Origin of the sequence: Actinomadura sp. 7K507, from assembly GCF_004348425.1 — a bacterium.
Taxonomy (GTDB): Bacteria; Actinomycetota; Actinomycetes; order Streptosporangiales; family Streptosporangiaceae; genus Spirillospora.
The window spans coordinates 1-5,703 of the sequence record NZ_SMKK01000375.1 but is presented as its reverse complement, the minus strand read 5'-3'; the positions used below and the strand labels follow the sequence as shown (position 1 = coordinate 5,703).

The window sequence follows — 5,703 nt, the reverse complement described above, 5'->3', positions numbered from 1 at the left end:
GAAAAGTGAAAGCCCCGCCCCCGCCCACCGCCACAAGGACGACGAACGGAAACGGGGACCCGGACGGAGAACTACAAATCAACGCTGCGCTTGGAACATCCAGTGCTGCTTCTCGAGGTCCGCGGTGATGCCGATGAGCAGGTCCTGGGTGACCTGGTCCGGCTCGTCGGTCGCGGCGATGCGCTCGCGGAAGCGGCCGATCATCTGCGCGAGGAGGTCGGTGACCGCGGCGACGACCTTGTCGTCGTCGAGGTAGCCGGCCTCCAGCTGCGGGACCGGGGTGCGGTCGGCGACCGTGCGGGCGCGGCCGTCGGGGTTCACGCCGATCGCCACGGCGCGCTCGGCGACGTCGTCCTGTCCTCCGCGCGCGAGGGCGACGAGTTCGTCCAGGTGCTCGTGGACGACCTTGAAGTTGCGTCCGTGCAGGTTCCAGTGCGCCTGCTTGGCGACCAGGGAAAGATCGATGAGGTCGATCAGGGAGCCCTGCAGGGCTTCCCCGGCGACCTTCTGGGCGGAGTCCGTGAGCGGGCTCTTGACCGGCGCCATATCCGGCTCCTTCCGCGTCGTTTCCGTTATCGGTTACAACACGGAAGCATCCCCGCGAATGTCCTGTTCATGCGTGAGGCCGCGCACACCCGCGGCCCCCGGTGGGGCATGAACACACCAGAAGCGGGTCAGGCCGCGACCATGTCGGCGCGGAGCTCTCCGGTGATCTCTTCCGGGGTCTCCGGAATGCTCTCGGCGGAAATGCGCTCGTGCTCGGGCGCGCCCGCCATGACGGGCTCGTGCTGCAGCTCTGCGAGGGCAAGCTGATCCGCGACTTCCCTGAGCACGTGCGACAGCGGCACGCCCAAGGCCTTGCAGATCGAGGAAAGCAACTCCGAAGATGCCTCTTTTTGCCCTCGTTCGACCTCGGACAGGTAGCCGAGTGACACCCGCGCCGCCGCGGACACCTCACGGAGGGTGCGTCCCTGGCGCAGCCGCAGCTGCCGCAGTACGTCACCGAGCAGCTGGCGAAGCAGGACCATCGTCTCGCTCCCTCCCTCAGTTCGGACCATCTGCCGGTTCCACCGTACCCGGCTTGACGGTGAGCATGGCAGACCGTTGATTTCGTGTTCGCTCGGAACGTAACGCTGTAATCAGTCCCGATCTTCCCGATCTGCACGAGCCTCCCCGCTCCCGCCCTCGACGTCAAGTCCCAGCAAAAGACGTCTCAGCAGCTCAAGGGCGTGTACGACGGTCATCCGCCGGATCACCGCGCGGGTCTCCGACCCCGCGCCGGGCACGGGGAGTTTCGGACTGACCACAGTGCGCGAGTTCCCCGGACCGGCCACGCCGATATAGACCGTTCCCACCGGATGGCCGTCCTGCGGGTCCGGACCGGCCACACCCGTCACGGCGAGCCCGTACGTCGCACCGAGCTCATCGCGCACACCGGCGGCCATCGCGGCGGCCACGTCCGGGTGGACGGCCCCGTGCTCGGCCAGCAGGTCCGCCGGGACGCCGAGCATCCGCCGCTTCACCTCGGTCGCGTACGTGACCATGCCGCCGGCGAACGTGGCGGACGACCCGGGCGCCCGGGTCAGCTCCGCGCCGATGAGGCCGCCGGTCAGCGACTCCGCGGTGGCGACCGTCTCCGACCGCTCGGCGAGCAGCCGGTGCACGACGCGGTCGAGCGTCTCGTCGTCGGCGCCGTACACGGCGGAGCCCAGCAGCTCCCTGACGCGCGCCTCGACGCCCGCCAGCCGACCCGCGGCGCCGGGGCCCGCCACACTGATCCGGATCTTCACCTCGGCCGCTTCGGGCAGGTAGGCGAGCCTGACCCCGTCCATCGCCTCGACCTCGGCGAGCCGGGTCGCGGCGACCGACTCCCACATCCGCGCGGTGCGCAGGGTGCGGCGCGCGACCGCGGGCAGCCCGGCGATCTCGGCCATCTCCGGCAGCACGACCTCGTCCATGATCGTGCGCATCTCGAACGGGACGCCGGGCAGCGCGTAGACGATCCCGCCGGGGAGCTCGACGCGCAGGCCGGGGGCCGAGCCCGCCGAGTTGCCGAGCAGCCGCGCGCCCTCGGGGACGTCCGCCATGCGCAGCGCCATGGGCTGCAGTTCGCGTCCGGCCCTGGCGACCCGCTCGCGCAGCCGCCGCTCCAGGGCGGCGTCCCGGACGAGCGCGACACCCGCCGCCTCGGCGAGCGCGTCCCTGGTCAGGTCGTCGTAGGTGGGGCCGAGGCCGCCGGTGGTGATGACCGCGTCGGCGCGTCCGAGCGCGGACTCCACCGCCTCGACGATCACGTCGAGCTCGTCGCCGACGACCACGCTGCGGGTGACGTCGACGCCGTGGTCGGCGAGCCTGCGCCCGAGCCATGCCGCGTTCCCGTTGATCGTGTCGCCGAGGAGCAGTTCGTCCCCGACGGTGAGCAGCTCGACCCGCATCGCGTCCCCATCTCGGCTCTTCGCATGGCCCGGCGCGGGGGCGAGCACGCACCGGCCGGGTGTCCCGAATCTACCGGCGGCGCCCTGCCGCGCCGTGCCGGGGCCACCTGCGCCGACGGGCCGGAACCCCTGCCGGTTGACGGAGAAATCGACCGGATGAGGACGGAGTCGAGGCGACCCGATCGAACCGTTCCAAGCAGGGCTTCACCCGGTATCCCCGTTCGCTCGCCGGTGAAAGAGCCCGCCGCGCTTTGTGTCCCTCGGCCTGGCCGGCCCGTCCAGTGCGCGCGACATGGGCGGCGGCCGGAGCACACATCGTCACCGCATACCGTTGACACGGCGTCCACCAATTCGCTGATGCGCAGGTCACGTTGTGAGTCAAAACTCATTCGCCCGATTCGTCGGCCCGCCCATTCGCGCGCGATAATCGTTTATCGCGGCGCCCGCGAACGGGGCTGCGGGGCCACGACCGGGGTGGGCGTGGTCCCGCAGCCCACCCTCAAGGCCCACCCCGGCCGCGTCAGCCACGCGCCAGCCGCCGCAGGACGGCACCGCAGCGCCGGGCGTTGGCCCGCTGCAGCGCCCTCCCGAACGGCCCGGCGGCCCTCGACACGGCCGTCGCCGGACGGCTGAACGCGGTGACCGTCAGCCACACGTCGCCCTCGTCGTCCAGGTGCACCACGAACGACTCCTCCCCCGACAGCGGATGCCCCTCAAGCGTCCCGTACGCCCATCCGGCGTAGCGTTCCTCTTCGCGCGTCCACACGATCCGGCAGGGCGCCTTCAGCCGCAGCGGTCCGGCGCCCATCCCGATCACGACGCCCACCCCCGGGGCCGCACGCGGGGCCGAGGCCTCCACCCGCACGGGGAGCGCACGGTGCATCCAGAACTCCATCACCGCGTCGGACGCGTCCCGGAAGGCGGCCGTCCCGTGCCCCACGAGCATGCGCCGCCGCAGGTGCCGGTACCCTTCCGGCCGCTCCGCGTCCCGCGTCGCGCCCACCTCGGGGTAGGTGAGGTCCCGTGCCGCCATCCGACCGCCCGGGTCAGGACGCCTCGGGCGCACGGCGCGCCTTCCAGGCCTGGACGACGTAGTCGGCGCCGGTGACGACCGTGACGATCAGGGCCGCGCCCATCGCGGCCCAGCGCAGGTAGTCCAGGGGGCCGGGGAGGATGTAGAGGCCGATGGCGATGACCTGGAGCATCGTCTTGAGCTTGCCGCCCTTGCTCGCCGGGATCACGCTCCGGCGGATCAGGACGAAGCGCATCACCGTGATGCCGATCTCGCGGGCCATGATGGCGCCGGTCACCCACCACCACAGCTCGCCCATGAGCGACAGGCTGACCAGCGCCGCCCCGATGAGCGCCTTGTCGGCGATCGGGTCGGCGATCTTGCCGAAGTCGGTGACCAGGCCGCGGGCCCGCGCGATGTCACCGTCGATCTTGTCGGTGATGGAGGCGACGGCGAACACGGCGAACGCGGCGAGGCGCCAGCCGGTGCCGTCCAGGAACAGCAGCCAGACGAACACCGGGACCAGCGCTATCCGGACCAGGGTCAGCGCGTTGGCGATGTTCCAGACACCGGCCGGCGGCGGATCGTGGGAGCCCGCCACCGGATCCGGAGCGCCGGCGATCATGCGATGTCCGCGATCAGGTCGACGCCGTCGCTGCCGGTGACGCGGGCCGCGACGATCTCGCCGATGGGCAGCCCCCCGCCGCGGACGATGACCGTCCCGTCCACTTCCGGCGCCTGGTGCGCGGCGCGGCCCTCGACGTCGCCGTCCCCATGCATTACACCGCCCGAACCCACCTCTTTGTCCTCCAGCAGGACGTCCACCCGCGAGCCGATCCGGTCCTCGGCGCGCTGGGCGGTCAGCTCCTCGGCGAGGCCCGACAGCTCCTCAACCCGGCGGGCGACCTCGGCCGGGTCGAGCTTGCCGTCGAGGTCGGCGGCCTCGGTGCCGTCCTCGTCGGAGTAGCCGAACACGCCGACCGCGTCGAGCCGCGCGGCGGTCAGGAACTCCGCCAGCTCCTCGAAGTCGTCCTCGGACTCGCCGGGGAATCCGACGATGAAGTTGGACCGCACCCCCGCCTCCGGGGCGAGCCGGCGGATCTGGTCGAGCAGCCCCAGGAACCGCTCCCGGTCGCCGAACCGCCGCATCGAGCGCAGCACCGGCCCGCTCGCGTGCTGGAACGACATGTCGAAGTACGGGGCGACGCCGGGCGTGCCGCAGATCGCCTCGATGAGTCCGGGCCGCGTCTCGGCCGGCTGCAGGTAGCTCACCCGGACGCGCTCGATGCCGTCCACGGCGGCGAGGTCCGGCAGGAGACCCTCCAGCGCCCGCAGGTCGCCGAGGTCCTTGCCGTAGGACGTGGAGTTCTCGCTGACCAGGACCAGCTCGCGGACGCCGTGTCCGGCGAGCCAGCGGGCCTCCTCCACCACCTCCGCCGGCGGGCGCGACACGTACGCGCCGCGGAACGCGGGGATGGCGCAGAACGTGCACCGCCGGTCGCAGCCGGACGCCAGCTTCAGCGGCGCCACCGGGCCGCCGCCGAGCCGCCGCCGCAGCACCCGCGGCCCGGACGCCGGGGCCACGCCCTCCGGAAGCTCGTCCTGCCCGCCATGCCCGGGGACCGCGACGCCGCCCGGCTGCTCCCCGGATGACGCTCCGGCGCCGCCGCGCACGAACTCGGAACGCTCGACGGGGCTGATCGGCAGCAGGGTCCGCCGGTCGCGCGGGGTGTGCGCGTCGCGCCTGCGTCCCGCGAGCACGTCGTCGAGCCGGTCGCCGATGCCGGCGTAGTCGTCGAAGCCGATCACCGCGTCGGCCTCGGGGAGCGCCTCGGCCAGTTCCCTGCCGTACCGCTCGGCCATGCAGCCGGCCGCCACGACCTTGGCGCCCGAGTCGTGCGCGGCCAGCAGCGTGTCGATGGAGTCCTTCTTCGCCGCCTCGATGAACCCGCAGGTGTTGACGACCACGACGTCGGCGCCGTCCGTCTCCTCGGCCAGGTCCCAGCCCGCGTCCTCCATGCGCGCGGCGAGCTCCTCGGAATCGACCTCGTTGCGGGCGCAGCCGAGCGTGATGAGTGAGACCTTGCGGCGAGTCGACATGACCCTACGGTAATGGGCGCACCCGCCAGAGCCGACCAGCGACCCGAGATCGGAACCGCCTCGTCGCCGTGGCGGGTCTCCCGGTCGTGCGGGCAGGCTCAGGTGAGCGGGGTCAGGCCGGCAAGCCCGAGCGGGGGGGGCAGGCGGGGTCAGGCG

General features: G+C 72.3%; 6 protein-coding genes. All 6 read right to left on the bottom strand.

From position 1 onward, the window contains the following. Positions 1-78: 78 nt before the first annotated feature. A complete protein-coding gene (locus E1285_RS42650; protein ID WP_132160591.1) occupies positions 79-546 on the bottom strand; it encodes a DNA starvation/stationary phase protection protein in 468 nt (155 codons plus the stop codon). 128 nt (positions 547-674) lie between these two features. Further along, a complete protein-coding gene (locus E1285_RS42645; protein ID WP_089313015.1) occupies positions 675-1,028 on the bottom strand; it encodes a helix-turn-helix transcriptional regulator in 354 nt (117 codons plus the stop codon). A gap of 111 nt (positions 1,029-1,139) precedes the next feature. Next, complete coding sequence (locus E1285_RS42640; protein ID WP_132160590.1) at positions 1,140-2,435, bottom strand: CinA family nicotinamide mononucleotide deamidase-related protein; 1,296 nt, start codon at positions 2,433-2,435, stop codon at positions 1,140-1,142. Between the two features lie 520 nt (positions 2,436-2,955). Beyond that, positions 2,956-3,468, bottom strand: coding sequence for a DUF1990 domain-containing protein (locus E1285_RS42635; protein WP_132160589.1), 513 nt, complete (start codon positions 3,466-3,468; stop codon positions 2,956-2,958). A gap of 13 nt (positions 3,469-3,481) precedes the next feature. Next, positions 3,482-4,072 carry a CDP-diacylglycerol--glycerol-3-phosphate 3-phosphatidyltransferase gene (pgsA, locus tag E1285_RS42630; protein ID WP_132160588.1) on the bottom strand — a complete coding sequence of 197 codons (591 nt, stop codon included), beginning with the start codon at positions 4,070-4,072 and terminating at the stop codon, positions 3,482-3,484. Further along, positions 4,069-5,547, bottom strand: a complete 1,479-nt coding sequence (rimO, locus tag E1285_RS42625) for a 30S ribosomal protein S12 methylthiotransferase RimO (protein WP_132160587.1) — start codon at positions 5,545-5,547, stop codon at positions 4,069-4,071. Before rimO ends, pgsA begins: the two co-directional genes overlap by 4 nt. Positions 5,548-5,703: the final 156 nt, after the last annotated feature.

Excerpts from the sequence above, each read along its gene's own strand:
- E1285_RS42650 (WP_132160591.1), bottom strand. The coding sequence starts at position 546 with ATGGCGCCGGTCAAGAGCCCGCTCACGGACTCCGCCCAGAAGGTCGCC.
- E1285_RS42640 (WP_132160590.1), bottom strand. The coding sequence starts at position 2,435 with ATGCGGGTCGAGCTGCTCACCGTCGGGGACGAACTGCTCCTCGGCGAC.
- E1285_RS42635 (WP_132160589.1), bottom strand. The coding sequence starts at position 3,468 with ATGGCGGCACGGGACCTCACCTACCCCGAGGTGGGCGCGACGCGGGAC.
- pgsA (WP_132160588.1), bottom strand. The coding sequence starts at position 4,072 with ATGATCGCCGGCGCTCCGGATCCGGTGGCGGGCTCCCACGATCCGCCG.
- E1285_RS42645 (WP_089313015.1), bottom strand. The coding sequence starts at position 1,028 with ATGGTCCTGCTTCGCCAGCTGCTCGGTGACGTACTGCGGCAGCTGCGG.
- rimO (WP_132160587.1), bottom strand. The coding sequence starts at position 5,547 with ATGTCGACTCGCCGCAAGGTCTCACTCATCACGCTCGGCTGCGCCCGC.